The following is a 24,762-nucleotide window of genomic DNA, read 5'->3' as shown; positions in this document are numbered from 1 at the left end:
GATGGTGCATCCCTGGCCGAAGGCCCCCATCAAGATCGGCGAGCAGCCCGCCCCTACGGTCGTCGACATCCTGCAGGGCACGTCCTCGGAGGAGCTGCAGCGCATCGAGGGCGCGAACTGGCATACCTCGGGCGTGAAGCCCACCGGCGGATGCGAGGTGTATGGCACCTCGTCCATGGCGTACCTCGTCACCGCGGGGTCGGTCGTCCTCAAGGACGGGGCCGGCCGAGGACTCGCGTACTCGGTCGAGCAGCAGACCGTGAACACGATCCCCGCACCCTCGACGGGGTCCCGATGGGACCGGATCGTGATGGACCGCGACGGGCTCGTGTACGTGACGCAGGGCGAGGCGCCCGGGGGCGGGATCACGCTGGGCCGGTACCTGGTCCCGGCGGGGGTCACGTCGACCCGGTCTGCTCAGCAGACGGTGGATCGGAACTTCGCCGTCCCTGCCGGCGCGTCGCTCGGCCCCATGCATCTGTTCCACGATGAAGCCGACGGCATCAAGGGCAACGTCTCCACGATCCAGCTCGCGACGAAGATGCTGCCCCCGCTCCCGGCGGACTCGTGGGTGCGGTTCGACATGCTGCACTGCATCTCCGCGATCCAGGAGGATCCGACGTCCCAAGCGTCGGCGGCGATCCGGTGGCGGGTCTACATCGACGACGTCATCGAGCCCGCGACGTTCACCACTCGTGTTACGCGCGCCGCGCCGCAGACGAACTTCATGAGCTTCACGAAGAAGCTCAGCGAGGGGAGCCACAAGGTGCACATCCTCCAGGATCAGATCGAGGGCCTGTCCGGTCCGGGCTGGCGGCACCACAACGGGGGCGGGGACGGCTGGCCGGGCAATCGCTTCGAGGTCTGGCACGTCGGGGTCGCGCAGTGACCTGGGTCGCCCACCTGGTCCGCACCATGGACGGTGCCCGCGGCGCGCAGCTCACCCTCTCCAATGAGGGCGGGTGGGAGATCCCTCTGAACGGCATCGAGGAGTTCTCGGTGACGGTCGGGAAGCGGCAGCTCCTCCGCCTGGACCCGCTGTGGTGGAAGCCGTGGCGCGTCTCGGTCGCCGTGTCGTGGGTTCGTGAGGACGGGTCCCTCGACGCATGGGTCGCCGGCCCGCTCGTCAACCTTCCGTCGGGAGAGTCTAGGACGACGGCGACTCTGCCATGCCGAGGGATCGGTGCCGCGCTTGCTGAGCGGGTCCTGACAGCGCAGGAGCCGATCAACCTGTCGACCGCGGCGCAGGTCGAGATGATGACGAAGAACCTCCGCTACGCCGGCATGTCCTACGGCACGATCGCACAGGAGGTCGTGAAGCGCGGCCTCGCGAAGGTCGGCGGGTCCTATCCGATCGTGTTCGGGTCCCCGAGGGAGCAGGGCTCCACGCTCAGGACCCGCACCTACGACGGGTACAACCTCGCGAACAACCAGGTGTGGAAGCGCCTCGCCGAACTGTCCGGTGTCCGGAACGGGCCGGACATCGCGTTCCGCCCCCGCTGGCGGGACGACGGGAACCTCGAGTGGGTGATGGTGCACGGCACCCACGCGCAACCCCAGATCGCACAGACCTGGGCGATGGACCTCGACACCACGTCCCACCGCTCCCCCATCGCCTCCGTGAACGTCACGACGGACGCGTCCCGTCTCGCGTCCCGTGTCTACTGGACGGGCGCCGGCGAGGGCTCCACGACGATGGTCCGTGTCGCGGAGGACCGCTCCCGGCTCGCGGACCAGATGCCGCTGCTCGAGACCGTCGGCTCCACGTCGGACTCCGACAACCGGAACCTGATCCGGGACCACGCCCTCGGCGAGCTCGCCGCATCGAAGACCCCGGTGACGCAGATCGACATGCGCGTCAACGGCGCGGATCCGCGGGCGGAGATCGGCCGGTGGAGGGTCGGTGACGCGGCCAGGGTCACGATGGGTGACGAGTGGCTGACTGTCCCCGCTGGGACGACGTCGAAGCGGATCATCGCCGCGTCCGGGTCGTGGAAGAACAGCATGGTCGACCTGTCGTTCCAGGACGACGCGGTGCACGGCCCCGACGACTATCTGGACGAGGAGGAGATCGAGTAGTGGCCCAGTACACCAACCTCAACGCGCCCCCGGAGCGGTCGCTCCGGGAGATCATCGACGAGAAGATCCAGACCCGCGGGTCGGCGACCGGCGCGGCCGGGGTGAAGGACCTCGGCCTGTCGGGTGACGTGGTGTGGCCCCGCCCGGACGGGACCGCTGTCTCTGTGCGGGACGTGGACCTTGACATCGCGGACGCCCGGCAGCGGATCGAAGACGCCGAGGGAGACCTCGCAGGAGCGAAGACACGGATCGATACTGCGCTCGATGCTGAGGGGCATATCCGCGAGGACGAGATTCTGCGGAACGCAACCCTACTCGGCGAGACTGTTGTCCAGGAAATCAACGTCACCGACAAGCTCGTCGGCAAGGATGGCGCGTTTACGGGCACGGTCGATTTCGCTAACGTGAACGTGACCGGGGAACTGCTCGCCAAAGAAATGTCCGGCGAGTACCTGTACGGAACCGTGATCGAGGGCGGCGAGATTCGCACCGGCTCGGACGAGTCCCGTGGATCGTTCACGCTCGGGGATAGGGCATACATCTACCCGCACGACGGGTACGCAGCTCCTGGGATTCGGTTCACCCCTGCGGGCTCTACGATGATTCACCCGCCTGGTCTAGGCATCCTTGGCGATCAGCTTGCACTCAGTGGCGGCAAGTCCGAAAGCGGCAACACGTCAACACTAAACGTGAGGTCGAGCGGGTTGGCCGCGACGGTAACTACCCCGGCTGGAAGTGCCGAGAAGGTCAACAGCTTCACCGCTAACAATAGCGGCGTGGGCTTGCAGTCCAGGGTTACTGACGGATCAGAGAGCGCGACTGTGCGCTCCGCACTCTCCCAGGTGGTGGGCGGGAGTAAAATCCCGGGCTATGCGACAATCCAGGCTGCGGCGGGGGGTGTCTCTAGTTCTATCGAGGTTCGCCAGAATGGTGAAGCCATAGTGAAGTCGGGCGGGACCGTTGATCGCTCTCTCGTCGTGGACACTAGCGGCACGTGGGTGACGACGAACAGGTCGGGCGTGACGGAGTCGTGGAATCTTGAGGAGACCGCGAGTGACACGGGCTGGCGTACGTTCCCGATGAACTCGGCCCTCGCAGGCGCGGGCTCTCCCGCGTACCGCATCAAGAGCGGCACCGTGTTTTTGCGCGGCTCGGTGACTCTGCCCGGTGCTAGCTGGTCGGGGGGATGGACAACTATTGGTGTACTCCCCGCTGCGGCGACCCCCACGTTTAACGTGCAGCGACCGACGATCACGTCCGCCATGTCGCAAGTCCCGGAAACATACTTGCAGACGAACACGTCCGGGCAGTTCCAAGTGTGGATTCCCCGAAGCGTGGCGGGGACGACGGTCATCCAGCTTTCGCCGATGTCGTACGTGGCGGGGTGACCACGAGTACCGCGACAACGGCGGGGACCAGATCACTCTCATTGAAGCTATTACAGGAGCAGATGCATGACCGTTACCGTCGATGACCTGATCGCCCGTTACGGGGCGGAGGTCGCCAGGCTGACTCAGCGCGCCGTCCTCGCCGAAGCGCGAGCCGACGCGGCAGAGGCCAGGCTCGCGGAGCAGGACGAGCACCCCGACACCTGACCCCTCGCACCCCTCTCGGCCCTCGCACGATCGCGGGGGCCTTTCTCATGCCCGAAAGGTGGCACCTCATGGCTCGCGCCTACACGTACATCACCAGCAGGACCAGCCCGAACCAGAACGCCCGCAACTCCAAGATCAAGTCCATCACGATCCACCACTGGGGGTCCCGCGGTCAGCGATTCGACAACGTCGTCTCTTGGCTGTGCGACGAGCGCGCCGGCACCAGCGCGCACTACGTCGTCGAGGCGGGGAGAGTCGCGTGCATCGTCGATCCGGACCGCCGCGCCTGGCACGCCGGCTCGAGCAAGGGCAACCACGAGAGCATCGGGATCGAGTGCCGGCCCGAAGCGACCGAAGGCGACTACGCGACCGTGGCTGCGCTCGTCGCTGACCTCCGCGCCGTGTACGGGGACCTGCCACTCAAGCCGCACCGGGCGTGGACGTCGACGGCGTGCCCAGGCGTGTGGGACCTCGGGAAGATCGACCGGCTCGCACGGGGCGTGAAGGCCCCGGTGAAGGTTTCGTCCGGTGGGGCCTCGGTCCCCGCCGCGAAGCCCGCCGTGAAGGACGGGAAGCTCGTCGAGGACGGCCGGTGGGGCACCGTGACCACGTCCGCCCTGCAGCGGTTCCTCAACGCGAAAGTGAGGGCAGGGCTCAAGGTCGACGGGCGTACTGGCCCCGCGACGTGGAAGGCGCTGCAGCGGTTCCTCGGCCATCCCGTCGTGGACGGGGTGATCGAGCACCAGTCCTACCGGCACACCGAGCTCGGCAACGGCATCTCCCCGAACGGGTGGGTGTTCTCCGGCCGCAAGTCCAAAGGCTCGAAGACGATGCGGCGCCTGCAGAAGCTCGTCGGTGTCGCCCAGGACGGCGTCGTCTACGAAGGCACCACCAAGGCGCTGCAGCGCTGGCTCAACGCCCAGTGACCGGCAGGAGGTGAGGGGGCGTGTGCTTGACGTCAACGCGCAACTGCTGGTCCTACTCCCCCTCATCGCGAGCGGGATCGGCTGGCTCGTCATCCAGTCCTACCGCCGCTCCGACACGAGGCAGGCCCAGATGATCGAGCTCTACAAGAAACAGGCCGACGAGGCGAAGGCCCGCGCCGAAGCGGCGGAGAAACGCGAGGACCGGGCGTGGGCGAGGGCCCGCGCCTACTGGCGTCTGCTGATCGAGCACGGCATCGACCCCATCCCCCCGATCGAGGACGGTGATGACCTGTGACCCAGGACGAGCGAGACACCCTCGAGCAGCTCGAGCACGACGAGACCCGTGCACGCCGTCACCGCCAGGTCGGCGTGTGGGTACTGCTGGTCATCGTGCTGGCCCTCGCCGGCGCGACCGCGTACGGCCTCACGATGGGGCATCAGCGGCAGCAGCAGGTCGACGCGCTCGCCGAGCAGCTCTCGGACACCGACTCGGCGGCCGTCCAGGTCGCGGAGCAACGCCAGGCCCAGGCCCGGACGGTCCTCGAGCTGTGCGAGTCGGGTGCGATCGAGCAGGACGCCGCTGGGCAGGCCGTCTGCGACGAGGCCGAGCAGGCCGCGCAGGAGGATCCTGAGCAGGCAGTGGCGCAGGCGAAGGGCGAGCAGGGGCCGCAGGGGCCACCGGGCCGGCCTGGCCGTGACGGGGCGGACGGCGCAGACGGGGCGGATGCTTACCCGGCCGAGCCTGGCCGCGACGGACGCGACGGCACGGACGGAGACGACTCCACCGTGCCAGGCCCGACCGGCGCACCGGGCGCCGATGGCGAGAACTCGACTGTCCCCGGCCCGAAGGGTGATCAGGGCGAGTCCGTGAAGGGCGAGAAGGGCGACACCGGAGCGGCGGGCCGAGACGGCAAGTCCGTGACCGGCCCCCAGGGGCCTGTCGGCCCGGCGGGCAAGGACGGGGCACCGGGCAAGGACTCGACCGTGCCCGGGCCCGCTGGCCCATCGGGACCGCCGGGGGCAGACGGGAGTGATGGGCGCGGCATCAAGTCCGCGCAGTGCGGCACCGACGGCCGCTGGACCATCACCTACTCCGACGACACGAGCGAGGACGCCGGGCCGTGCATCGCCGCGACCCCCGACGGCCCCGCACCTACACCTACCCCGACCGAGGAGGTCACCCCGTGAACACCCACCGTGCAGTCCCCGTCTCGACGCAGGAGGCGCACCCGTGGCGCTCCGTCGTCCGGACCTTCGTGGCCGCGGCGGTCGGCGTCGTCCTCGCGTGGCTCGTCCGCGTCCTCGGCGTCGACCTGACCCCGCTGTCCCAGCCGATCATCGACTCCCTCACCGCGGCGGCATGGGTCGTCGGCACCGGGCTCGTGCAGTGGCTGCTCACCCGTCCGTGGGCTCAGCCCGTCCTCGAGGTGATCGGGCTCGGCACTGGCGTGCACACCGAGGCCCGGGCCCTCGCCGAGAACGTGCAGCGGTCCCATGGCGACGCCTGACGAGAAGTACGTCGACCAGGCGGTGTTCCAGTGCCGCCTCTGCCCGGCCCGCTACTCCGACCCGGTCGACCGTGACGAGTGCGAGGCCGAACACCTGCACGACGAGCCCTGAGCAGCGAAGCGCCCCACTCTCCTGCGGGAGGGTGGGGGCGTTTCAGAATGCGGTCACCCGTCTCGGAAAGTCGCGAAGTTACTGGTCAGCCACGTAGAGTCGCAGGAGACTGATGACGGGCTGATGTGGAGAACATGCCTTGCTGGCGTCGGGAGGCGACGGTGTGGCTGGACACCACGAGCCCGGGCTTGCCCGCAGAGAAGCGGGAGGCGTTCTACGAAGCCGTGGACCAGTACCACCGACAGAACCAGACCGCCGAGCGCGATGCGCGCTTCCTCTCCGCGCTCCAGGAAGACCACGAGGCCTTCACCAGGATCCTCAGGGAAATCGTGGGCGAGAACGCGGACAGCTGGCCCTCCTAGCGCACAACCTCGGCCTCGTCGAAGCTGCTCGGGTCGCAGTCTGACGCCGACGATCATCGACGTGTTGACCCACGCCAACACGACTCATTCCGCGAAACGTCTCCCTGCATCAGCGTAGTGGTGGCGCAACTACTTGCCGGGCCGTTGGGATCCGAAGTGCGCGGGTTCACACATCCAGGACTCTTCCTGGAGGTTCTCAGCTTCATCGTCGACTCGATCACACGCCCAGAGTTGCCGGCTCGCCACTCGTAACCCGCGGGTAACGTGCGACCGTAATCAACGATGCCCCGGGGGTGCTGCGCCATCGCGCGGCCATCGGGACATCTGTAGACCCCCAGACCTGGAGGCGACGTGCCACGATCCCAAAGTACTCACTCGACGACTCGACGAAGCGTGATGCGGGGAGCTGCGTGGGCTACGCCGATTGCCATTGCCAGCGTCTCGGCACCCGCCCTCGCCGTGTCCCCCACCTGCGCGAGCCAGGACGTGGCTCTCAACTGGGGCGTCGCCCAGTACTCAGGGACTCCGTCGCTGACCTCGTCGTTCACGACCAACGTGACCTTCAATCCCAACCCGCCGAACGGAACCTATCCGAGCCTCAACTCGCCGCTCCGGGCCACGATCGTGCACACGTACTTCGGTCAGGCGCGAGGCTCCACCCCGAACGGCACCATCTCGACCTTCAACGTCGGTGGCATCGGTCAGGTCGGCTACTACGTCCGGCAGCAGATCGGGGCGACGGGAAGCACGACGCCTAGCGACAACGACTATCAGACGATCAGATTCACGTTCAGCGAGAGCGTCAGCAACCTGCGCTTCTCGATCACCGACATCGACCGCGCTTGGACGTCTACGACGAGAGACTTCATCGACGGCGTCTCTCTGACCAGCAGCTCGCGGTTCACTGCCACCGTCCCGAGCGGGTCCGCCGTCACGGGAGCAGGCACCGTTGCGAGCCCGTGGCAGAACAGCACCGAGGGGAACAAGAGCGAGGATGGACCTGGCGGACAGATCGACATCGCCTTCACAGGGCCGGTCCAGACGTTCACCATCCGCTACGACAATTTGGGACGACAGGCGATCACCAGCGGCGTGAACAATGACCAGGCAGTGTTCGTCACCGGATTCCGAACGAATCGGCCGGCTCAGTGCTGATCGCACACGCCCGGTAAACGCACGTGACCGCTGAGGTCGGTGGTTGAAGTTCGAGTGCCCGAGCTGCGGCGCACGGTACACGGACCCGACCTCGGCGCGCTGGTGCGCGGACGAGGACGACGCCGCCGACCACGACGCCTGCCGACGATGAGAACGCCCCCACCTGGCCTACATGGCTGGGTGGGGGCGCTTTCGTGCTTCTACTGTGCCGTGCTCACTGCTCAGCGATCGGGGTCGGCTCGAACATCGACTCCTTGCTGATCGGATTGCCAAGCAGCTCGAGGTCCTCAGGGGTGACCGTGACGGCGACCTGCCCCTCCTCGCCGTTGCGCAGCACTAGATTGAGGTAGAGGACCGAGGAGTTCCCCAGTCCGCTCGTCGAGATCGACTTCAGCTTCGGGGGAAGGTCGTTCCCCATCAGAATCTCTCGTCCAGACCGACCTCGGCCCTCGATGAGGTACTCCTCTCCGCCTCGGATCGCGGCGTCGTGATCGACGCACGTCACATACTCGATCCGGACTTCCCCGCCGGCGAGCAGCGGGAGCACCCGCTCCCCCTCGGAGCCACAGTTGTAAACAGCGCAGGTAGCGGGCATCTTCTCTCCTTGTTAGCCGTTGAGCGCAGGGTACCAACGAAGCGCCTCCTGCGAGCCGCTTCCACGGGCTCCGGTACTCTCACGCGCACGGCTTCCCGGCCCGTCCCCCGTAGCATCACCGCCGTCCGGGGTTCGCGTCCCTCCACGCCTGCATCCACACCTCGTCATAGCGGCGCGCTGCGGGGCGGGGCCGGGCGGCGCGGAGGTCGACATGCTCGAGCAACCAGGCGAGGGCATGCTCCTCGAGCTCGGTGCGGCGCCCGACCCAGTCCGCGGAGTCGATCAGCAGCTCGGCGTCGCCGGCGCGGACCCGGATCGAGTGCTCGGGGAGGGACTGGTCGAGCTCGGAGTGGGCCACGTCGATGCGCGGACCGATGAACGCGAGCCGGTATCGGACGACGAGTCCGTGGATGGTCTGCACGGCGCGCTGGTGCGCGAAGTAGAGCTCGTGGCCGCTGGCGTCCATGGAGCGGAGTCTGGCAGCGCGGAGAGACAGTCGGCGTGCGGGAGAACGACCTCCATTCCGGGCCCTTCGAACGGCCGCTGTAGTCTTGGCTTCACCCCTGCGCTATCGGTGCAGGTGGGTTGCGTGCGGGTGCTCGCGGTAGGCTCGGGGTCAGATCGAGCGCACGCGCTGGCCAAGCACCGAATCTGCCGACTGTCCGGTCGGGTTCGAATCCCGTTGGGGGTACTGCTCCGCCGAGGTGCGAGGCGGCTCACAGCGAAAGTGGTCGTGAGAGCCCAGAACCTCCGGTAGAGTTATTCGAGTCGAAAGGCGAGAAGCCGGAAGACACGAGAGGCCCTGTAGCTCAGTTGGTTAGAGTGCCGCCCTGTCACGGCGGAGGTCGCCGGTTCAAGCCCGGTCAGGGTCGCCCCTCGAGAAGGCCCCGGAGCATCGCTCCGGGGCTTTCTTCGTGCCCCTTGCGGATCTGCATACGCTCGAGGCATGAGCACCGAACTGCAGAACCGCCGGATCCGCCTCGCCTCCCGCCCGCACGGCGAGCCGGTCCCCTCCGACTTCCTCCACGACACCGCACCCGTTCCCTCCCCCGGTCCGGGCGAGGCGCTGCTGCGCACGCTGCACATCTCCCTGGATCCGTACGTGCGCGGCCGGATGAACGATGCGAAGTCCTACGCCGCTCCGATGGAGGTCGGCGACGTGATCGTCGGCGGCACCGTCTCGGAGGTCGTCGACTCCGCCGACGACTCCCTCGCCCCGGGCGACGTGGTCCTCGGCTACGGCGGCTGGCAGGAGTACAGCGTCGAGGAGGTCGCTGGGCTGCGCCGCCTCGATCCCGCGGCCGCGCCGGTCACCACCGCCCTCGGCGTGCTCGGCATGCCCGGCTTCACCGCCTATGCGGGTCTCACCGCGATCGGGAAGGTGCAGCCCGGGGAGACCCTCGCCGTCGCCGCGGCGGCCGGTCCCGTCGGCTCCGCGGTCGCGCAGATCGCCCGCCTGCGCGGTGCCCGCACGATCGCGATCGCCGGCGGCGAGCGGAAGATCGCGCTGCTCGAGGAGCTCGGCGTCGACGCGGCGCTCGACCACCGCGCCCCGGACCTGCCGGGCCGGCTCGCCGCGGCGGCGCCGGACGGCATCGACGTGTACTTCGAGAACGTGGGCGGCGCGGTCTGGGACGCAGTGCTGCCGCTGCTGAACGAGTTCGCGCGCGTGCCCGTGTGCGGGCTCGCCGCGAACTACAACGCCACCTCACTGCCCGAGGGGCCCGACCGCAGCGGCGCCCTGATGGGCCAGGTGCTGGCCAAGAGCCTGACCCTGCGCGGCTTCATCCAGCGCGAGTTCGCGCCGACGATGTTCGAGGACTTCCAGCGCGAGATGGGCGCCTGGGTCACCGCCGGCGAGGTGCGCTATCGCGAGGACGTCACCGTCGGGCTGGACAGGGCGCCGGAGGCGTTCGTCGGGATGCTGCGCGGCGATAACCTCGGCAAGGCGCTGATCACGCCGTCCTGACTCGCACGCCCGACCCGCGCCGGGGCTGCCGGGCGGGTCGGGGTGGAGACGGAGGCGTTTCGGCTGCGGACAGGCTCGGGCCTGTGCACCCCGAGCCCCGGACCCGTCGCCGTGGTCTGCCTCTCACCGGGGCGCATCCGGTGCGCACCACCGCGCAGGGGCTGTTACGCTTGTCCTCGGTCGTCACGACGACCACGGCTCTGTAGCTCAGTTGGTAGAGCGTTCGACTGAAAATCGAAAGGTCACCGGATCGACGCCGGTCGGAGCCACCACCACGAAGCCCCCTGGTCCGCCAGGGGGCTTCGTCGTTGCTCGGTACTGTCCGCCGGGACTCTCGCCCCCCAGCTTCTCCACCTTGAGACTGCTCCGCTTCGGCACGGCGGCATACGACCGACATGACGCCCGATGGCGCCCCCGCGTCCGAAAGTCAGGCTGACTGACCATTCTATTGCTGAAGACCCCTGAAACGTCTTCGACGATGACGGGACCGGCGAGGAGGAGGGCGCGGTGAGCTAAAGGAATGGAGCTTGCTCGGCTTCGACGCCGCCGCAAGCTCCGGTGAAACGGTCGGTACTGGTCGGTCGTCGTCGGTCACCACCGGATGGCGGCGTCCGCCACGCTCGGCGTTTGCGCAGGTCAGCGGCTCTTTCGCCCAGTGGGCGCATCAAGCGATAGACGCAAAGCCGACGTGATGAGGTCGTCGGTTCGATTCCGACAGGCGGCTCCGGCGAACCGCCCCTGACCTGCGGAAACGCAGGTCAGGGACGGTTCGGTTCTGGTGGTCGCGCGATGCGCTGGCCTCACGGCTCTGCCCGACACCGACGTCGCTCTCCTCTGCGACGGACCCCTCGCCGGCTGAGCGCTCGCGGCCGGTTCTGTCCGTGTGCCGATAGGCCTCGCACCGCTCGGCAACGCAGCATGGCGTTGCGTCGCGACCTAGCGACGGCTCGGCGGGGCGCGATCGTCTCGTGCGTTGGCGGACTACGGGAGCTTGGACGCGAGGACGTCGGCCGCCAGGATCTCGGGTGCTGCGCTGAGGAGGTGCTGGTTGGCCATCAGGGCTGCGACGATGGCGCCGTTGGCGTGGGCGTCGCGAGCGGCCTCGTCGGGGAATGCATCGAAGATCCAGAAGGTGTCGGCGTGGGTCCTGACCGCGAACCAGACAATCGTTCCTACTTCTTCGTTGGCGAGTGCGACAGCGCCGGCGAGCAGATCGGCGAGCGCGTCGTGCTGTCCATCGGCCGCGACGATCTTGGCGACGAAGGCATACGGAAGTGATGCGGGTGTGGACATGAGGGACTCTCCTAGGTGTCGGGGTTCTTCGTGGGACGAGTTCAGCGTATGACGAGCGAGGGCCGATGGGGAGTGGCGTATACGGCAGTATTGCTATTGTTTACGTCATGCGTATCGGACTGATCGCGATCGACGGCTGCTTCGGTTCGGCTGTCGCGTCGGTCATCGACATCGTCCGGGTGGCCGACGGAGCTCGCGGCGATGTCGACCCGCGGATCGACCCGATCGAACTCGCCATCCTCGGACCGAAACGGCGAGTGACCACGACGGCATCGATGACCCTGTCGGTGGACCAGCCGCTGTCGGAGTCCGGAGAGTTCGACGTGGTCGTCGTCCCTGCGCTTGGAACCCTTACGGCCGCCGCTACCAACGACGTCCTCCAGAGCCGAGATGCTCGTTCGGTCATCGCCTCGCTCGGGCGCCTCGACGAGGCGACCACCCGGATCGCCGCGGCGTGCACCGGCGTGTTCGCTGTCGCCGAGACCGGACGGATGCATCATCGGCGGGCGACGACCAGCTGGTTCCTGGGGCCGGAGTTCCTGAAGCGCTATCCGACCGTCGCCCTCGATCTCGACACCATGGTCGTGGTCGACGGGAACCTCGTCACCGCCGGCGCCGCGTTCGCCCACATCGACCTCGCGCTCTCACTCGTGCGATCGATCAGCCCCGACCTGGCCCAACATGTCGCCAAGCTCCTCATCATCGACGAGCGCCCGTCGCAGGCGGCCTTCGTCGCCTACGAACATCTCCGGCACGAGGACCCGATCGTCGTCGAGTTCGAACGCTTCGTGCGCGCCCGCCTGGACGAACCGTTCAACGTCGCCTTCGTCGCGCAGTCGCTCGGCACCAGCCGGCGCACCCTCGAACGACGAGTCCGTGCGGCGCTCAACCTCACTCCGCTCGGCTTCGTCCAACGGCTTCGCATCGAACGAGCTCAGCACCTCTCAGCAACCACGGACCTCACCTCCGCCGAGATCGCGCTAAGGGTCGGATACGCGAACGCCGAGACTCTGCGCTCCCTCCTGCGTAGGGAGCGACGCCGTTCCTGACCTATCGCAATGCCTGTAGCCGGTGTGCTAGTGCTCGACTGGAACCACCTCTCAGCAAAAGCCGGCCGGCGGGGTAGCGTCGGTCACGTCGAGGTCTTTCGGATGGATGGCGTAGGAACCTCCATCGTCGGGAGATCTCGACGTCTATCTGCGGACCGACGCGCCCCGCCGACCTACACCCTCATCTGGGAAGAGCCCCTTTGCGCTGGGGCAGGAGGCCGGTCACCCAACACGGGCGGGACCGCGACGAAGCGGGGCGCCGGCCGTCACCGGTCCGCGCCCCGCCCCTCCCTCATCTGACGTCAGTCCCGCGCGTCGTCCCCGGGCGAACCCTCGCTCCGCTCCTCCGGCGGGACGTCCAGGTCGACCATCTCCCGTTCGGCCTCGACGGCGGCGACGTTCTCCTCGACCGCCTCGTCCAGCGATATCCGGGTCGAGTCGATGATGAGGTGGTAGCGACCCTCGTCCGTTGGCTCCCAGTGCATGAGGCGGCGGGACATGCGCGGACGCATCCGGTCCTCGCACACCTGGCGCTGCTCGGCGACCTCGCGCGGGAGGCTGTGGTCCCGCATGGCCCGCTCGATGCGGTCCTCGGTGTCGCCGATGATGCGGATGTGCACAGCGCCGCGCATCGAGCCGAGGATCGCGGTCGCGTCGCGGCCCAGCACCACGGCGCCGAAGCCCTTGACCAGGCCCACCACCTCGGCGAAGTAGACCCAGTACAGGGCGAGCGCCGCCACGGCGAGCACGACGGTCGGAATGGTGAACTTGAGCCGAATCCCGTCGGCCCCGGTGTCCTCGAACTGCGGGGAAAGCACGAGCGAGAGCGCGACGCCCGTGACCGCACCACCGATGGAACGGGCGCCCGCGAGGCGGGAGCGGTCGGTGGAGTTCGGTCATCGCCGCGGAGAGCGAGCCGTAGGGGATGTTCACGAAGGAGTAGAACAGCTGGAACGCGGCGTCGAAGAGCAGGATTCACGCCACGGTCGCCATCGGCGCGAGCCCGGCCGGGGAGGTGAACAGCCCGACCAGGGCGATCGGCAGCAGCGGGCTGACGCCGAGGATCCACGGCCGCAGGCGGCCGTGCTTCGTCTCCCGGCGGCCGACGGTGTTGCCGGCGACGAGATCGGTCACGCCCGCCCACACCTTCGTCACGCCGTAGATCGCGCCCGCGATCCCCGCGGAGACCCCGGCGATGCCCGTCATGTAGACCATGAGGTACAGGGAGGTCATCTGGAAGGCGACGTTGTCGGCGACGTCGCCCATCGCGCAGCCGAGGATCCTCCGCCTGGTCAGGATGTCGGTGGTGCGCGGTGCGGCTGCGCCCTCGCTCGCCATGTCGGGTTCCTTCCCTCCGGGCACCGAGCCGCGGGCGGAGATCGCTCCTCGGACATGCCTCGCTGCTGCGCGCCGGCATCGGGAGCGGTCCCTGGCGGGGATCGTGCGCTGTGTCGTCGGCCGAACCTCCCACAGCGCTTGTCGGACGGCGAGAGCCGGAGGTCCCCATGTCCCCGGCCGCCGGGCGGCTGGTCGGTCACACCGCTCGGGGACGACGCGCGGCGAACGGGCCGACAGGGCGGTCGGGCCGTCGCGCAGCGGCGCGAGGACCGGGCGACGTCCATCCGACGAAGGGGCGGCATATGCCCAGGATCTGCCCCGTAAGGTGGGCCACGACCCTGCCCGGACGCCGATGCCCGGGTGTGAGACCACGAAGTGGAGGACGATGATGTCAGCCGACAACCCTGATCTCGCCATCGCCCAGGCGGCGACCCTGGAACCCATCACCGAGATCGCCGAGCGCGCGGGCGTGCCCGGGGAGGCGCTCGTGCCCTACGGCTCCTACAAGGCCAAGGTGGATGTGCGCCAGATGACCCCGAGCGGGAAGCAGGGGCGCCTGGTGCTGGTCTCGGCGATGTCCCCGACCCCGGCCGGCGAGGGCAAGTCCACCACGACCGTGGGCCTGGCCGACGCGTTCTCGCTGATGGGCCACCGCACCATGGTCGCGCTGCGCGAGCCCGCGCTCGGCCCGATCATGGGCATCAAGGGCGGTGCGACCGGCGGCGGCCACGCCCAGGTGGTGCCGATGGAGGACATCAACCTCCACTTCACGGGTGACTTCCACGCGATCCAGATCGCGAACAACACCCTCGCCGCCCTCGTGGACAACCACATCCACCAGGGCAATGCGCTGGGCATCGACCCACGCCGCATCCAGTGGAAGCGCGTGGTCGACGTCAACGACCGCGCCCTGCGCAGGACCGTGATCGGCCTGGGCGGCGCCGCCCAGGGCGTCCCGCGCGAGGACGGCTTCGACATCGTCGTCGCCTCCGAGATCATGGCCGTGCTGTGCCTGGCCACGGATCTGAAGGACCTGCAGGAGCGGATCGACCGGATCGTCGTGGGCTTCACCTACGACCGCAGGCCCGTCACCGTCGAGGACCTCGAGGTGGGCGGCGCGATCACGATGCTGCTCAAGGACGCGCTGCTGCCGAACCTGGTCCAGACCCTCGGCGGCACCCCCGCGCTCGTGCACGGCGGCCCCTTCGCGAATATCGCCCACGGCTGCAACTCGCTGGCCGCGACCCGGCTCGCGCTCTCGCTCGCGGATATCACCGTCACCGAGGCGGGCTTCGGCTCCGACCTCGGGGCGGAGAAGTTCCTGGACATCAAGTCGCGGGTGGGCGGTCTCGCCCCCGACGCCGCGGTCGTGGTCGGCACGGTGCGCGCGCTGAAGATGCACGGCGGCGTCGCCAGGACCGATCTGGCGACCGAGGACGTCGAGGCCGCGATGCGCGGCACCGAGAACCTCGCCCGCCACGTCGAGAACCTGCGCAAGTTCGGCCTCGAGCCGGTGATCGCGCTGAACCGCTTCCCCACCGACACCGAGGCCGAGCTCGAGGCGGTCCTCGGCTGGGCGCAGGAGCAGGGCTTCCGCGCCGCGCTGTCCGAGGTGTGGGCGAAGGGCGGCGAGGGAGGCCGCGCCGTCGCCGAGCAGGTCCTCGCCGCGATCGAGCAGGACGAGCCCGACTTCCACCACCTCTACGACCCCGCCGACGGTATCGAGGAGTCCCTGCGCACCCTCGCCCGCGAGGTCTACGGCGCCGAGGACGTGGTCTTCGAGGACCGCGCCCCGGCGCAGCTGCAGATGCTGAGGCGCAACGGCTGGGACACCCTGCCGGTGTGCGTGGCGAAGACGCAGTACTCGTTCTCCGACGATCCCTCCGCGCTCGGCGCCCCGACCGGGCACGTGCTGCACGTGCGCGATCTGGTGCCGAAGATTGGAGCGGGCTTCGTCGTCGCGCTCACCGGCGCGATCATGACGATGCCGGGACTTCCCAAGGAGCCAGCCGCCCTGCGCATGGGCGTGACCGAGACCGGGGAGTCCATCGGCCTGTTCTGAGCCCGGCCGGTCCGGGACGCGCCGAGCGTCCCGGACCCCCGCTCCCCCGCACGACGACGCCCGTGCCCGGTGATCGCGGGCACGGGCGTCGTCGTCGGTGTCGCCGGTCAGCGCCGCTCGTCGCGCTCGGCGACCTCCTCGGCCTCGAGCTCGGTCTCGTCGTCGAGGTCGATGTCCAGCCCGTCCTCGTCCTCGACGTCCGCGGCGCCGCCCTCCGGCTCCTCCCAGTTCCGTCCGGTGAGGGGCGCGACGGTGTCCGTGACGACGTTCTCGGGGAACAGCTCATGGCCGCCCCCGTGCAGGTCCTCGTGGTCGTCGTCCGGCTCGTCGACGAAGCCGTCCTCGTCGTCATCGTCGTCGGACGGGGTGGCGAGCCGCTCGCTGAGCTCGTCGATCGCGTAGTCGCCGCCGCGCACGAAGCCGCGGCGGAAGGCGGCGCGCCCCACCATCGCGCTCGCGACGGGGACGGTGAGCATCTGCGCGAGCAGCACGACCAGCAGGAACGCCGCGACGCTCCACGACCTCGCGGCCAGCGCCGCCCCGGCGAAGACCAGGATCAGGCCGAGCACCTGCGGCTTGGAGGCGGCGTGGATGCGCATCAGCACCCCGTCGAAGCGGTTCAGCCCGATCGCGGAGAGGACGCCCAGCAGGAGTCCGGCGCCGATCAGCACCGACGCGATGATCTCGACCGCGCTCATCGTGCACCTCCCGTCGGACCGTCCGCGAGCCGGTCGTCGTCCTCGAAGCCCCGGTCGCCCGCGTCGGAGCCGTCCGCCGTGCCGTCGAGGCCGAAGCCCTTCTCGGAGCCGTCGTCGGCCTGCTCCGACGCGTCCGCCGCCCCGAGCACACGGGCGTGCCCGTCATCGGGCGCGAGGGCACCGTCCTCGGCGACCGTGCCGGCCTCTTGACCGAACCCGTCCTCGCCGACGAAGCCGTCCTCGGAGACGAAGCCGCCCTCGGTGGCGAAGCCGTCCTCGGAGGCCGAGTCGGTCTCGAGGTGGATCGCCTCGTGCGGCCCGGTGTCCGCGTCGGGCTCCTGGGGATGGGGGCGGCGCCGGCCCTGCATCGGGTCCTCCCGCGCGACGAAGCGCGCGAAGGTCACGGTGCCGACGAAGGCGAGCCCGGTCAGGCTCAGCATCGCGGGCCCCGCCCAGGCCGCGCCGGAGTGCGCCACGTGGAGCGCCAGGCCCATCACCACGAGGGTGACCAGGGAGTCGCTCGAGATCGCACGGTCCAGGATGGTGGGGCCCACGATCATGCGGTACACGATCGCGAGGCCGGCGAGGGCGAGGATCGTGGCGTAGACCACCAGGACGACGTCGAAGGCGCTCATCGCAGACCCGCCTCCTCGAGGATCTCGCGACGGCCGACGGCCCACAGCAGACGCTCCTCCTGCGCCCGCACGCTCTCACGGGCCTTCTCCACGGCCTCCGGGGTGCCCGCGTTGAAGGTGTGCAGGAAGAGGGTGCCGGTGGCGCGCTGCGCCTCGACCACGACCGAGCCCGGGATCAGGGTGCACAGCACGCCCGTGAAGGTCAGGAAGAAGTCCGAGCGGGAGGCCATCTGCACCGCGATCACGGAGCTCGGGGGCTGCGGGCCGGGACGCACCGCGAACCAGCCCACCTGCACCGCCGAGATCGCGCAGTCGGTCAGGAAGCGCAGCACGAAGAGGGTGAAGCGCACCGGGCGCAGGGTCAGCTCGTGGCCGGTGGGCGGCATCGGGAAGAGCACGAAGACGAGCACGGCCACCAGGGCGCCGCCGAGCACGTTCTTCAGGTCGACCCCGCCCCACAGCAGGCACCACAGGGCCACGGCCGTGAGCACCCACAGCCAGGAGCGGCGCAGGTCGCGGAACCGTCGCGAGATCATCCGTCCACCTCCGCGATCACGCCGTCCTCGATCCGCTGGCCCTGGTCGTCGATCCGGTAGCGCAGGTCCCCGGCCGCCTCGTCACCGAGCACCGCACCCACGTAGGGGGTGCGCTGCAGGACCGAGTGCGCGGCCTCGTCGGCGTAGTTCATCAGCGGGCCCGCGAAGACGGTCAGCGCCAGGGAGAAGGCGATCATGGCGGTGGTCGCGCCGGTCATCACCTTCGGCATCGGCACGTCCCGGGCGATGATCTCCTCGCTCGGCTCCTGCCAGAAGGCGCGGTTCCAGATCTTCGCGATCGCGTACAGGGTCAGCAGGCTGGTGATGACGCTGACGGCGATGAGGATCCACCCGGCGGTGTTGTCATAGGCGATGCCGGCCTCGATCAGGCCGACCTTGCCGATGAAGCCGGAGAACGGCGGGATGCCGGCGAGGTTCATCGCGGGGATGAAGAAGAGCACCGCGATGAGCGGGGCGAGCTTCTGGAGTCCGCCGAGCCGGATGAGGTTGGTGGTCCCGCCGCGGTGCTCGATCAGCCCGGCGGCGAGGAACAGCGTGGACTGCACAGTGATGTGGTGGGCGACGTAATAGATCGTCGCGGCCATGCCGAGCTGGGTGACCATGCCGATGCCGAACAGCATGTAGCCCATGTGGGAGACCAGGGTGAAGGACAGCACGCGCTTGAGGTCCGTCTGCGCGACGGCGCCCAGGATCCCGATGAACAGGCTCAGCCCGGCCGCGGCCAGCAGCAGGTTCGAGATCTGCGAGAAGGGGAACAGCAGCGTCTCCAGGCGCAGGATCGCGTAGATGCCGACCTTCGTGAGCAGCCCCGCGAAGACCGCGGTGACCGGCGCGGGTGCGGTCGGGTACGAGTCGGGCAGCCAGGCGCTCAGCGGGAAGATCGCGGCCTTGATCGCGAAGGCGACCAGCAGCATCAGCTCCAGGATCATGCGGGTGCCGGGCTCGAGCCCGTCCAGCCGCACCGCCAGCTCGGCCAGGTTCACGGTACCGGCGGCGGCGTAGATCGCCGCGATCGCGGACAGGAAGATCACCGAGCTGAGCACCGAGACGATCACATAGGTGGTCGCGGCGCGGACGCGGCTCGCGGAGCCGCCGAGGGTGAGCAGCACGTAGCTCGAGGCCAGCAGCACCTCGAAGCCGACGTAGAGGTTGAACAGGTCCCCGGCGAGGAACGCCATGGACACGCCCGCGACGAGGGTGAGGTAGGTGGGGTGGTAGATCGCCACCGGCGTCCGCTCGACGTTCTCGCTCACGCTCTGCGCGCTCGAGTAGACGAGCACCGCGAGGGTGACGAAGCTCGAGACGGTCAGCATCAGCGCTGTCAGGCGGTCCGCGACCAGCACGATCCCCAGCTGCGGGGTCCAGTTGCCGATCTGCAGGACCAGCACGCCCTCCTGGGTGACGTGCCAGGCCAGCACCAGCGCGATCGCGAAGATCGCCAGCAGCGTGATCACCGCGAGGCCGAGCTGCAGCCGGGTGTGGTGGCGCAGCAGCAGCGTGATCGCGGCGCCGACGAGCGGCAGCATCACGGGCAGGGCGAGGAGGAGCTCCATGCTCAGATGTCCTCCTCGTCGCTCGTGCGGTCGCGGATCTCGTGGCGCAGCGCCACGGCCTCCCCGCGGCGGTGCTCGCGGCGGCGGCGCGCGCTCTCGCGCAGCGAGTCGGCGTCGCCCTCGTCGGCCTCCGTCGCGTCCTGGGGGACGTCCTCGGCGCTGGTGAGGTCCGAGCCCAGCGGGTCGTCGTCCTCGTCGTCCAGCCCCTGGGACTGGGCGAGCGCGCCGCGCCGCGCCTCCTCGCTGAGAGCCTGCGACCAGGGCAGCCGCTCCGCGTCCTCGCTGCGACGCCGACGACGGCGCAGCACGCGCCGGTCCTCGACGTCGTCGGGGACCTCGTCGTGGCCGAACAGCTGCCAGGCCCGGTACGCGAGCGCCATGCCGAAGGCGGTGATGCCCAGCGAGATCACGATCGCGGTGAGCACCATCGCGAAGGGCAGCGGATCGGTCATCTGCTCGGGGTCGCCGCTGCCCTCGAAGGGCGGGGTCCCGATCGGTCCGGCGGCGACGATGAACAGCAGGTTCACGCCGTTCCCGGCGAGGACGAAGCCGAGCATGATGCGGGTCAGCGTGCGCTCGAGCACGAGATAGATGCCGCAGGCGATCAGCACCCCGGCGGTCAGGAGGAGGGCGAGGCTAACGGGCATCGACATCGGCCTCCTGCTGCTGGTCGATCTGGGCGCCGAGGGAGCGCAGGAAGTCGAGCATCACGCCGACCACCACGAGGTACACGCCCAGGTCGAACAGCAGCGCTGTCGGGAAGTGCAGCTCGCCCAGCAGCGGCACGTGCACCACGGGCGTCGCCTGGGAGAAGACGTTGCCGCCGACGAGGAGGGGCAGCACCCCGGAGATCACCGCGAGGGCCATGCCGGTGCCGAGCACGAAGCCGGCCTGGACCGGGGCGGCCTCGGTGAGCTCGTAGCGGCCCCCGGCGAGATAGCGCACCGCGAGGGCCAGCCCCGCGACGAGACCTCCGGCGAATCCGCCGCCGGGCAGGTTGTGACCGGCCATCAGCAGGTACACGGAGAACATCATCATCATCGGGAAGGCGATGCGGGTGATGACCTCCAGGATCACCATCCGCCGCTCGGGCGCGAGGGTCAGCCCGGCCGAGAGCCAGGTGCGCCAGCGGTTGCCGCCCGCGACGTCATCGGGGCGCGCATCGAAGTCGAGCGCGTTCTGCGGCAGGGCCGGGTCCGCGCGACGGCGCCAGATCGAGGTGCGCGAGGCGTCGAGGTCGCGCACGCGGGCGATGGGCCGCTCGCGCCGGGTCACGAAGATCAGCGAGGCGACGCCGGTGGCGACCACGAGCAGCACGGAGATCTCGCCCATCGTGTCCCAGACGCGGGCGTCGACCAGGGTCACGTTGACGACGTTGTGGCCGCCGCCGATCTCGTAGGCAGGCTCGATCAGTCCCTTGCCGAGCGCTTCGCGGTAGCGGGCGTCGGCCGCATACAGGGTGCCGCCGCACAGCACGAGCGCGGTCGAGATCGCGATCGCCCATCGGCCCCAGGCGCCGATCCGCAGCGGCCGGCGCGAGAAGTGCAGCGGCAGACGGCGCAGCACGAGCACGAGCACGACGGTCATCGCGGTCTCGACCAGCACCTGGGTGGTGGCGACGTCGGGAGCGCCCGCGACCAGGAAGAGCACGGCCACGCTGTAGCCGGTGACGGTGATCAGGAAGACCGCCCGCAGACGGCGCCGGGAGCGCGCGGCGCCGATCGCGGTGAGCGCCGCGACGGGCAGGACGATCAGCTCGACCGGGTGCTGGAAGAGCACCAGGTTGTCCGGCAGCGGCGACTGGGTCAGCGCGACCGGGGCCACCAGCGCCAGCAGCACCACGAGCATCGTGCCCAGGGTGTAGGGCAGCGAGCCCCGCTGGAACAGGGGCGTGATGATGATCGAGAGCTTGTCGACCGTGCGCAGGATGCGGCGGAAGCCGCGCTCGGCGTCGAGCACGTCCAGCGCCCGCTCGGGTGCCCAGGTCAACGGGGAGACCGCCTTCTGGAGCAGCGCCACGGGCCGCGGGATCAGGCACAGGACGATGCCCAGGCCGAGGGTGATCGCCGAGGCGAGCAGCGGCACTCCCAGGTGCGGGACGACCACCAGGTGGATCCCCTCCCCCGTCTCCGGGAGCACCGAGGCGTAGGTGCGCAGCACCTCCTCCAGCGGCGAGGTCAGCACGATCAGGGCGAGGGACGCTGCGGTGATCAGCGCGGGCGCGAGCCAGTACAGCGGGGTGATCCGCACGGCGGCGACGCGGGGGGCGCCGGGTGCCGGGCCGAAGGCACCGCGCACGAAGCGCCAGGAGTAGGCGACGGTGAGGACGGAGCCGGCGACCAGCGCGATCAGGAGCAGGCGCTGCCAGCCACCCGCGTACCAGAGCGCCGAGTAGATCGACTCCTTGGCGACGAAGCCGTACAGCGGCGGGACCGCGGCCATCGAGGCCGCCGAGAGCGTGCCGATCACGGCGAGGACGGGCGCTACCCGGCCCACGCCGGAGAGGATGCGCAGGTCGCGGGTGCCGAACCGCTTGTCGATGATGCCCACGACCATGAACAGCGGTGCCTTGAACAGCGCATGGGCGATCAGCATCGCGAGCCCCGCGAGCACCGCGTCGTGAGTGGCCAGGCCCGTGACGGCGGCGAGGAATCCGAGCTGGGAGACGGTGCCGTAGGCGAGCAGCAGCTTGATGTCGGTCTGCCGCAGCGCGCGCCAGCCGCCGAGCAGCATCGTCGCCGCGCCGAGCACCGCCAGGACGACCGTGATCACCTCGAGGTGGGTCAGCGCCGGCGCCATGCGGAGGATCAGGTAGATGCCCGCCTTCACCATCGCCGCGGCGTGCAGGTAGGCGGAGACCGGGGTCGGGGCCGCCATCGCGCCGGGGAGCCAGAAGTGGGTCGGCACGAGCGCGGACTTGCTGGTCGCGCCCGCGAGCATGAGCACCATGGCGGTGATCAGGAAGGGGCCTGCCTCGGTCCACATCGGGTCCGCGACGATCTCGGACAGGCGCAGGGTGCCCGCCTCGGCGGCGACCATCAGCATGCCCACCAGCATCGCCAGGCCGCCGGCGGTGGTGGAGATCAGGGCGTTCAGCGCCGCACGGCGAGAGGCCTGCTTGTCCTGGTAGTGGCCCACCAGCAGATAGGAGAAGACGGTGGTGAGCTCCCAGAAGGTGTAGATCACCATGACGTCGTCGGCCAGGACCAGACCCACCATCGCGCCGGCGAAGGCGGTGAGCACGCCGGCGAAGCGGCCCAGCCCCGGCTCGGAGTCCTTGAAGTAGCGCGCGCAGTACAGCAGCACCATCGCCCCGATGCCGGTGGCGATCAGGCCGAGCACCCAGCTGAGGGTGTCCAGGCGGAAGGCGAGGTCGATCCCGAAGGCGGGGATCCAGGGGACGGACACCTCGACCGGCGCCTCCCCGAGGGAGCGCGGATCGAAGGTCGCCAGCCACACGGCGGAGGCGGCGGGCACCACCGCCAGGGGGTAGAACGCGCTGCGCCCGATCCAGCGGACGAGGAGGGGAGCCACGAGTGCCGCCACCATGTGGGCGAGCAGCATCGTGAACACGGAATCTCCGTCCGGCGCGGGGAAAGGGCCAGGTGCCATCCTACGGGAGGGGGCGGCTCCGTTCCCGGGCCTCCACTGATCTCACAGCGGGCGGGGCCCACGGCACGGGGCCCGTCGCTCCGTAGAGTGTGGCCATGACCTCGCCCCGACGGCTCCGTCCCCCGGTCGTCCCCTTCGCACTGTGGGACGGCGGCATGTCCGCTTTCAGCTCCGTGATCCTCACCTTCGTCTTCGCCACCTACGTGGCCAGCGGCGTCGCCTCCGAGGGCGCGGTCGGCGAGGAGGCGATCACCGCCGCGCAGGCCCACGGCTCGCAGGTGCTGACCACCTGGCAGTCGATCGGCGCTGTCGCCGTCGCGCTGCTCGCCCCGCTGCTGGGCAACCTCGCCGACTCCGGCGGCGCCCGCAACGCCCTGCTGCGGATCACGACGCTCGCCACCGTGGCGACCGTCGCGCTGATGCCGCTGGTGAGGCTCGACTCCGACTACCTCGCCCTCGGAGCAGTGCTGATCGCGCTCGCGGTCGTGTTCAGCGAGCTCGCCGGCGTGTTCGTGAACTCGGTGCTGCCGGAGATCTCCACCCCCGAGAACCGGGGGCGGGTCTCGGGGACCGCCTGGGCGGTCGGCTACTGGGGCTCGATCGTGTGCCTGGGCCTGGTGCTGGTGCTCTTCGTGATGCCGGGGACGGGAATGCTGGGGATCACGGGCGAGGACGGCTGGAACTACCGGGCGATCCCCCTGTTCGTGGCGCTGTGGATCCTCATCGGGACGCTCCCGCTGATGCTGCGCGCCCCGCGCCACCCGGCCACCGCGCCCGGCGAGCGCTGGAACCCCTGGCAGGGCTACGCCTCGATCATCCGCCGCGTGCTCCGGGCGGTGAAGGAGGAGCCGGTGATGCTCCAGTACCTGGTCGCCTCCGCGATCTACCGCGACGGACTCGGCGCCGTGTTCTCGATCGCGGGCGTCCTCGCCGCGAACGCCTACGGCTTCGGGGCGGTGGAGATCATCGTCTTCGGCATCGCCGCGAACCTCGTCGCCGGCGTCGGGGTGTTCCTCGGCGGGAGGGTCGACGACCGCGTCGGCCCCCGCCCCGTGATCATCGCCGGCTGCGCCGGCATCATCGTGCTGGGCCTGGTGGTGCTCGCCTTCGAGCCGACGATCGTGTACTGGGTCGCGGGCCTGGCGATCTGCCTGTTCGTCGGCCCCGTGCAGTCCGCCTCGCGGAACCTGCTCACCCGGCTCTCGCTCCCGGGCCGGGAGACGGAGAACTTCGGCCTCTACGCGACGACGGGCCGGGCGCTCGGGTTCCTCGGCACCGCGGCCTTCGCCGCGACGGTCGCGCTCTCCGGCGAGACCCGCACCGGGATCCTCGGGATCGTGATCGTGACGGCGCTGGGCCTGGCGGCGTTCCTGCCGATCCGGCTGGGGGCGGCGGGCCGCGCCGCCTCGACCGCCGACTCACGCGTCGAGACCCCCTCCGCCGGCGCCTGACCTCCCCAGCCCCTGAGCTCCGCGACGCCTGCCCGCCCCGGACTCCGTCCCGCCCAGGCGCCTGCTCGCCCCGACGCCTCACGGGAGCGGTGCGTGCGGTTCGGGCCGCTCACCCCGGAGACGGCGGCGGGCGATGGTCAGGTCGTGGCGTGTGGCGTTCCTCTATGCCATATGGGCGGTGTCAAGCGGTCAGTGCACTGTCAGCCAGGACCT

Annotated in this window: 26 protein-coding genes and 2 tRNA genes; 17 read left to right on the top strand and 11 right to left on the bottom strand. The window is 69.7% G+C overall.

Annotated elements, in window-relative coordinates; all coding sequences use genetic code 11:
* The first annotated feature begins 1 nt into the window (after position 1).
* The 11 genes from Y09_RS06445 (at position 2) to Y09_RS06405 (ending at position 7,737) form a co-directional block, all read left to right on the top strand.
* Positions 2-889, top strand: a complete 888-nt coding sequence (locus Y09_RS06445; protein ID WP_053916992.1) for a hypothetical protein — start codon at positions 2-4, stop codon at positions 887-889.
* A complete protein-coding gene (locus tag Y09_RS06440; protein ID WP_053916991.1) occupies positions 886-2,079 on the top strand; it encodes a hypothetical protein in 1,194 nt (397 codons plus the stop codon). The genes Y09_RS06445 and Y09_RS06440 overlap by 4 nt, the downstream gene beginning before the upstream one ends.
* On the top strand, positions 2,079-3,467 hold the full coding sequence (locus tag Y09_RS06435; protein WP_053916990.1) for a hypothetical protein: 1,389 nt from the start codon (positions 2,079-2,081) through the stop codon (positions 3,465-3,467). The genes Y09_RS06440 and Y09_RS06435 overlap by 1 nt, the downstream gene beginning before the upstream one ends.
* A gap of 66 nt (positions 3,468-3,533) precedes the next feature.
* Positions 3,534-3,674, top strand: coding sequence for a hypothetical protein (locus tag Y09_RS17475; RefSeq protein ID WP_159419638.1), 141 nt, complete (start codon positions 3,534-3,536; stop codon positions 3,672-3,674).
* A gap of 68 nt (positions 3,675-3,742) precedes the next feature.
* Complete coding sequence (locus tag Y09_RS06430) at positions 3,743-4,600, top strand: N-acetylmuramoyl-L-alanine amidase (RefSeq protein WP_053916989.1); 858 nt, start codon at positions 3,743-3,745, stop codon at positions 4,598-4,600.
* 22 nt (positions 4,601-4,622) lie between these two features.
* Entirely contained in the window at positions 4,623-4,895 is a 273-nt protein-coding gene (locus Y09_RS06425; protein ID WP_053916988.1) for a hypothetical protein, read from the top strand.
* The gene (locus Y09_RS06420; RefSeq protein WP_053916987.1) at positions 4,892-5,788 is read left to right on the top strand and encodes a collagen-like protein; all 897 of its coding nucleotides are present in this window, start codon (positions 4,892-4,894) and stop codon (positions 5,786-5,788) included. The genes Y09_RS06425 and Y09_RS06420 overlap by 4 nt, the downstream gene beginning before the upstream one ends.
* Positions 5,785-6,108, top strand: coding sequence for a hypothetical protein (locus tag Y09_RS06415; protein ID WP_053916986.1), 324 nt, complete (start codon positions 5,785-5,787; stop codon positions 6,106-6,108). The genes Y09_RS06420 and Y09_RS06415 overlap by 4 nt, the downstream gene beginning before the upstream one ends.
* Complete coding sequence (locus Y09_RS18100) at positions 6,095-6,220, top strand: hypothetical protein (RefSeq protein ID WP_255351652.1); 126 nt, start codon at positions 6,095-6,097, stop codon at positions 6,218-6,220. The genes Y09_RS06415 and Y09_RS18100 overlap by 14 nt, the downstream gene beginning before the upstream one ends.
* A gap of 188 nt (positions 6,221-6,408) precedes the next feature.
* Positions 6,409-6,582, top strand: coding sequence for a hypothetical protein (locus tag Y09_RS17470; RefSeq protein WP_159419637.1), 174 nt, complete (start codon positions 6,409-6,411; stop codon positions 6,580-6,582).
* A 486-nt stretch (positions 6,583-7,068) separates the two neighbouring features.
* A complete protein-coding gene (locus Y09_RS06405) occupies positions 7,069-7,737 on the top strand; it encodes a hypothetical protein (RefSeq protein ID WP_148639557.1) in 669 nt (222 codons plus the stop codon).
* A gap of 214 nt (positions 7,738-7,951) precedes the next feature.
* Here the strand turns inward: Y09_RS06405 and Y09_RS17150 are convergent, their stop codons facing one another.
* Together Y09_RS17150 and Y09_RS06395 are read right to left on the bottom strand one after the other, a co-directional pair.
* The gene (locus tag Y09_RS17150; RefSeq protein WP_148639556.1) at positions 7,952-8,155 is read right to left on the bottom strand and encodes a hypothetical protein; all 204 of its coding nucleotides are present in this window, start codon (positions 8,153-8,155) and stop codon (positions 7,952-7,954) included.
* A 292-nt stretch (positions 8,156-8,447) separates the two neighbouring features.
* Positions 8,448-8,798 carry a hypothetical protein gene (locus tag Y09_RS06395; protein WP_053916982.1) on the bottom strand — a complete coding sequence of 117 codons (351 nt, stop codon included), beginning with the start codon at positions 8,796-8,798 and terminating at the stop codon, positions 8,448-8,450.
* A 332-nt stretch (positions 8,799-9,130) separates the two neighbouring features.
* On the opposite strand from Y09_RS06395, the gene Y09_RS06390 reads away from it, so the two are divergent.
* The 3 genes from Y09_RS06390 (at position 9,131) to Y09_RS06380 (ending at position 10,573) form a co-directional block, all read left to right on the top strand.
* A tRNA-Asp gene (locus tag Y09_RS06390) sits at positions 9,131-9,204 on the top strand.
* Between the two features lie 74 nt (positions 9,205-9,278).
* The gene (locus Y09_RS06385) at positions 9,279-10,301 is read left to right on the top strand and encodes an NADP-dependent oxidoreductase (RefSeq protein WP_053916981.1); all 1,023 of its coding nucleotides are present in this window, start codon (positions 9,279-9,281) and stop codon (positions 10,299-10,301) included.
* Between the two features lie 196 nt (positions 10,302-10,497).
* A tRNA-Phe gene (locus Y09_RS06380) sits at positions 10,498-10,573 on the top strand.
* Positions 10,574-11,282: 709 nt separating this feature from the next.
* Here the strand turns inward: Y09_RS06380 and Y09_RS06375 are convergent.
* Positions 11,283-11,594, bottom strand: coding sequence for a putative quinol monooxygenase (locus tag Y09_RS06375; protein WP_027020518.1), 312 nt, complete (start codon positions 11,592-11,594; stop codon positions 11,283-11,285).
* Positions 11,595-11,701: 107 nt separating this feature from the next.
* On the opposite strand from Y09_RS06375, the gene Y09_RS06370 reads away from it, so the two are divergent.
* Positions 11,702-12,643, top strand: a complete 942-nt coding sequence (locus Y09_RS06370) for a GlxA family transcriptional regulator (RefSeq protein WP_053916980.1) — start codon at positions 11,702-11,704, stop codon at positions 12,641-12,643.
* Between the two features lie 302 nt (positions 12,644-12,945).
* On the opposite strand, the gene Y09_RS17655 is transcribed toward Y09_RS06370, so the two are convergent.
* Positions 12,946-13,461, bottom strand: a complete 516-nt coding sequence (locus Y09_RS17655; RefSeq protein WP_053916979.1) for an AAA family ATPase — start codon at positions 13,459-13,461, stop codon at positions 12,946-12,948.
* Between the two features lie 157 nt (positions 13,462-13,618).
* Positions 13,619-13,981: an MFS transporter gene (locus Y09_RS17650; RefSeq protein ID WP_053916978.1), complete on the bottom strand. Its 363-nt coding sequence runs from the start codon at positions 13,979-13,981 to the stop codon at positions 13,619-13,621.
* Positions 13,982-14,369: 388 nt separating this feature from the next.
* On the opposite strand from Y09_RS17650, the gene Y09_RS06355 reads away from it, so the two are divergent.
* Positions 14,370-16,043, top strand: coding sequence for a formate--tetrahydrofolate ligase (locus Y09_RS06355; protein WP_082358664.1), 1,674 nt, complete (start codon positions 14,370-14,372; stop codon positions 16,041-16,043).
* A 107-nt stretch (positions 16,044-16,150) separates the two neighbouring features.
* Here the strand turns inward: Y09_RS06355 and Y09_RS06350 are convergent, their stop codons facing one another.
* Genes Y09_RS06350 through Y09_RS06325 form a run of 6 tightly spaced genes read right to left on the bottom strand, consistent with a single transcriptional unit; the run spans position 16,151 to position 23,050 of the window.
* A complete protein-coding gene (locus Y09_RS06350) occupies positions 16,151-16,741 on the bottom strand; it encodes a monovalent cation/H(+) antiporter subunit G (protein ID WP_053916976.1) in 591 nt (196 codons plus the stop codon).
* On the bottom strand, positions 16,738-17,376 hold the full coding sequence (locus tag Y09_RS06345) for a monovalent cation/H+ antiporter complex subunit F (protein WP_053916975.1): 639 nt from the start codon (positions 17,374-17,376) through the stop codon (positions 16,738-16,740). Before Y09_RS06345 ends, Y09_RS06350 begins: the two co-directional genes overlap by 4 nt.
* Positions 17,373-17,912 (bottom strand): Na+/H+ antiporter subunit E, encoded by a 540-nt coding sequence (locus tag Y09_RS06340; RefSeq protein ID WP_053916974.1) that lies wholly within the window; start codon positions 17,910-17,912, stop codon positions 17,373-17,375. The genes Y09_RS06345 and Y09_RS06340 overlap by 4 nt, the downstream gene beginning before the upstream one ends.
* The gene (locus Y09_RS06335) at positions 17,909-19,486 is read right to left on the bottom strand and encodes a Na+/H+ antiporter subunit D (RefSeq protein ID WP_053916973.1); all 1,578 of its coding nucleotides are present in this window, start codon (positions 19,484-19,486) and stop codon (positions 17,909-17,911) included. The genes Y09_RS06340 and Y09_RS06335 overlap by 4 nt, the downstream gene beginning before the upstream one ends.
* A gap of 2 nt (positions 19,487-19,488) precedes the next feature.
* Complete coding sequence (locus Y09_RS06330; protein WP_053916972.1) at positions 19,489-20,139, bottom strand: Na(+)/H(+) antiporter subunit C; 651 nt, start codon at positions 20,137-20,139, stop codon at positions 19,489-19,491.
* Positions 20,123-23,050 (bottom strand): Na+/H+ antiporter subunit A, encoded by a 2,928-nt coding sequence (locus Y09_RS06325; RefSeq protein WP_053917089.1) that lies wholly within the window; start codon positions 23,048-23,050, stop codon positions 20,123-20,125. The genes Y09_RS06330 and Y09_RS06325 overlap by 17 nt, the downstream gene beginning before the upstream one ends.
* A gap of 143 nt (positions 23,051-23,193) precedes the next feature.
* On the opposite strand from Y09_RS06325, the gene Y09_RS06320 reads away from it, so the two are divergent.
* Entirely contained in the window at positions 23,194-24,549 is a 1,356-nt protein-coding gene (locus Y09_RS06320) for an MFS transporter (RefSeq protein ID WP_053916971.1), read from the top strand.
* Positions 24,550-24,762 lie beyond the last annotated feature (213 nt).

It is taken from the genome of Brachybacterium sp. SW0106-09 (assembly GCF_001293905.1).
GTDB lineage: Bacteria > Actinomycetota > Actinomycetes > Actinomycetales > Dermabacteraceae > Brachybacterium > Brachybacterium conglomeratum.
The sequence above is the reverse complement of the archived record's forward strand: the minus strand, read 5'-3'. Positions and strand labels throughout refer to the sequence as shown.

What these genes read in the sequence shown, in the direction of transcription:
- Y09_RS06370 (WP_053916980.1), top strand. Translation starts at nt 11,702, where the DNA reads ATGCGTATCGGACTGATCGCGATCGACGGCTGCTTCGGTTCGGCTGTC.
- Y09_RS18100 (WP_255351652.1), top strand. Translation starts at nt 6,095, where the DNA reads ATGGCGACGCCTGACGAGAAGTACGTCGACCAGGCGGTGTTCCAGTGC.
- Y09_RS06350 (WP_053916976.1), bottom strand. Translation starts at nt 16,741, where the DNA reads ATGAGCGCGGTCGAGATCATCGCGTCGGTGCTGATCGGCGCCGGACTC.
- Y09_RS17650 (WP_053916978.1), bottom strand. Translation starts at nt 13,981, where the DNA reads ATGGCGAGCGAGGGCGCAGCCGCACCGCGCACCACCGACATCCTGACC.
- Y09_RS06340 (WP_053916974.1), bottom strand. Translation starts at nt 17,912, where the DNA reads ATGATCTCGCGACGGTTCCGCGACCTGCGCCGCTCCTGGCTGTGGGTG.
- Y09_RS06345 (WP_053916975.1), bottom strand. Translation starts at nt 17,376, where the DNA reads ATGAGCGCCTTCGACGTCGTCCTGGTGGTCTACGCCACGATCCTCGCC.
- Y09_RS06320 (WP_053916971.1), top strand. Translation starts at nt 23,194, where the DNA reads ATGACCTCGCCCCGACGGCTCCGTCCCCCGGTCGTCCCCTTCGCACTG.
- Y09_RS06375 (WP_027020518.1), bottom strand. Translation starts at nt 11,594, where the DNA reads ATGTCCACACCCGCATCACTTCCGTATGCCTTCGTCGCCAAGATCGTC.
- Y09_RS17150 (WP_148639556.1), bottom strand. Translation starts at nt 8,155, where the DNA reads ATGGGGAACGACCTTCCCCCGAAGCTGAAGTCGATCTCGACGAGCGGA.
- Y09_RS06395 (WP_053916982.1), bottom strand. Translation starts at nt 8,798, where the DNA reads ATGGACGCCAGCGGCCACGAGCTCTACTTCGCGCACCAGCGCGCCGTG.
- Y09_RS06385 (WP_053916981.1), top strand. Translation starts at nt 9,279, where the DNA reads ATGAGCACCGAACTGCAGAACCGCCGGATCCGCCTCGCCTCCCGCCCG.
- Y09_RS06325 (WP_053917089.1), bottom strand. Translation starts at nt 23,050, where the DNA reads ATGCTGCTCGCCCACATGGTGGCGGCACTCGTGGCTCCCCTCCTCGTC.
- Y09_RS06430 (WP_053916989.1), top strand. Translation starts at nt 3,743, where the DNA reads ATGGCTCGCGCCTACACGTACATCACCAGCAGGACCAGCCCGAACCAG.
- Y09_RS06330 (WP_053916972.1), bottom strand. Translation starts at nt 20,139, where the DNA reads ATGTCGATGCCCGTTAGCCTCGCCCTCCTCCTGACCGCCGGGGTGCTG.
- Y09_RS06335 (WP_053916973.1), bottom strand. Translation starts at nt 19,486, where the DNA reads ATGGAGCTCCTCCTCGCCCTGCCCGTGATGCTGCCGCTCGTCGGCGCC.
- Y09_RS06445 (WP_053916992.1), top strand. Translation starts at nt 2, where the DNA reads ATGGTGCATCCCTGGCCGAAGGCCCCCATCAAGATCGGCGAGCAGCCC.
- Y09_RS06355 (WP_082358664.1), top strand. Translation starts at nt 14,370, where the DNA reads ATGTCAGCCGACAACCCTGATCTCGCCATCGCCCAGGCGGCGACCCTG.
- Y09_RS17475 (WP_159419638.1), top strand. Translation starts at nt 3,534, where the DNA reads ATGACCGTTACCGTCGATGACCTGATCGCCCGTTACGGGGCGGAGGTC.